Here is a 2,467-nt window from a genome sequence, read left to right as displayed (position 1 = left end):
TATACAAATCCTCAATTTTCTCTTTATTTCTATCTTTATTACTCGGCATAAAAGTTTGAATAATAGTCACACTATTACAAGTAATAACACTAACATCAACATTATATTTCTCCTTCACATACTTAATAAACTCTTCACATGTCATACTACCTTTAACTTCTATTTTATCCCACACTGTCCATTGCGGCGGAATTGCTTTCACTGGCCCAAGCAACATTTCATCATATTCTTTGTCTTTCATTTTTATTACTTCCGCTGGTTCTGTCATTACGAATAAACAAACTGCGAGATTCATGAAACAATTTCGCATATATTCGATTTTGTTTGTTTGGAATAGAGTATATAATTGGAGGGAAACTAATCCGGTTGCCGCTGCTGTTGTTGTTGCGATTGCTGGTATTATTTTTCCGGCGATCATTTTTACTTTTTGACGATCTGCTTCTTTGATTTTGTAGTTTCGTGCACGGAGATTTGAACATGCGTGTATGAAATCGATGTGTCCGTTTGAATCGTCGTCTTTTTCGAAATCTTCTGGTTTGAATTTGTCTGGAACTGTTTTGTTCTTATCGTAGATTGAAAGTTCTTTCATTAAGTTATTTAGTTCATTTTCTTCTTCGGCTTGAATTTTCGCTGGATCGTCGATTTTATCGTTAGTATCAGGTTCATCATCTTTGACTTTTATTTTTACTTTTTTAGCAACGAATTCTGGAATTTTAACAGAACTCGAGATTTTTTTAATATATTCATCATCATAATCACATTTAATACTCAAACCTCTCGCTAAAATAATAGCGTAATTTTTAACGAAATTAAAACAAACAGGGTCATTTGCATCATAAGGAATTGGATGCGGACATCTTTTGCTTCCCGTCCAAAATAAAGAACCATCATTGTTTTTATAATCTTCTGGGAAATTATGTAACAATTGTCTTATTTTATGATCGAAATTATCAGTATATTGCATAACAGCGAATTCAATGACTTTATCGAAACTATTTTGATCAACTAAAACAATATGTTTTTTAATATTTCTCAATTTCACAAGTTGTAATGTAGTGTTACCTTCTTTTTTCAAATCCGCATAAAATTGCTCAGGATTTTCTATTAATTTCTTAGCATCTACAATAACATCAGTGAAATATTCATTAAAATGATCTCTACTCCATTCAATGCAATGTTCAATCATTGCTGGAAAATTGTGAATCGTGCACATTGGAACTGATTCTTCTGGCGGATCTTGAGTGTCATTATAACATGAAGTAACATGAGGAATTATCATTTGCACATGCGCTTTAGTTCCTAATGTTCCTGAATCTATCAATGGTCTACAATATGTCGTACATTGAGTGTCTATGTATCTACGAGCTTTTACGTTATCTACCGCGTTTATTATGAATGTCTGTGAATTCCAAAAATCTTCGTTGAAAATGTGCTCATTTTCAGGCGAAACGAGAGATTGTAAATGTTTGCAATTGAATTTCGTATTCATTTTACGAACTGATTCACATGCGCATTGTGATTTACTATGACCGACATTTTCTTTTCGGAATAAAAATTGTCTATTTAAATTTGAAGTTTCGATATTATCATTATCTGTTACTGTTACATTTTTTCCTTCAGATGTTGCTATTCCCATTAAAGCCATGTTTTTGAGAAATTCGCAGCCTAAAGCACCAGCGCCAATCATGAAAATGTTAGTATCATTAAGTTTCTTTTGAATTTCATTTCCGTAAATTGCAATTTGATCATCATATCTTGTTCCTTTTAATGTTCTATCAACTTCTTCTTCTTTTAAATTAGCAACACTTTCGAAAAAATCAAACCATAACCATTGATCAAATGGTGTGTATTTTCCAGTAAATTTAACTATTTCTTGGGCAACTACACCCCCGAGAAAAGCACAAATAGGACTAATTTCACTTTTTGCCCATCTTGCGACATTGAAAACAATTTTTTCATCAAAATCTTGTGAATTTTCAATCCATTTTTCTTTCGCTGCCTTTGCATCATCATAAATTTTCTTAGCTAATGCAACAATTTCATCACATTGAGATTTATTATTTAATTCAGGTAAATTTTTATTTTTCATATAAAATTCATGAATAGCTCTTACAGCGCAATGCAACAATTCATTTCTACCAAACTTCGAAAAATCAATAGGATCAGGAACTTTATCAGTATAAGGCACATTAAACATATCTTTAAAAGATTTATATTTTTTGGGTTCGGGAATTTTAACTTGCTCTATAATTCCACCTCCTTTATATTCCCCATATTTCGATGTATCTTCTTCAATAGCAAAACTCATTGCGTTAATGAATCTAATTTTTCTTGGTTTTCCATCATTTAATTCAGTCATTCCTTTCACTTCTTTAAATGTCACATAATCTCCATCAGCTAATGCAAATTTTCCGCCTCCGATTGAATCATCAATTGTAATGAAACATTCTTTTGGATCGCTCGTTAT

General features: G+C 31.7%; 1 protein-coding gene. It reads right to left on the bottom strand.

The annotated features are described in order from the left end of the window. Positions 1-2,467 (bottom strand): ThiF family adenylyltransferase (locus QZ143_RS09735; protein ID WP_292883709.1); only part of this gene is annotated, 2,467 nt, incomplete at both ends.

This window comes from Methanobrevibacter sp. UBA188 (assembly GCF_905234905.1).
GTDB lineage: Archaea > Methanobacteriota > Methanobacteria > Methanobacteriales > Methanobacteriaceae > Methanocatella.
This window is presented reverse-complemented; position numbering and strand designations above follow the sequence as displayed.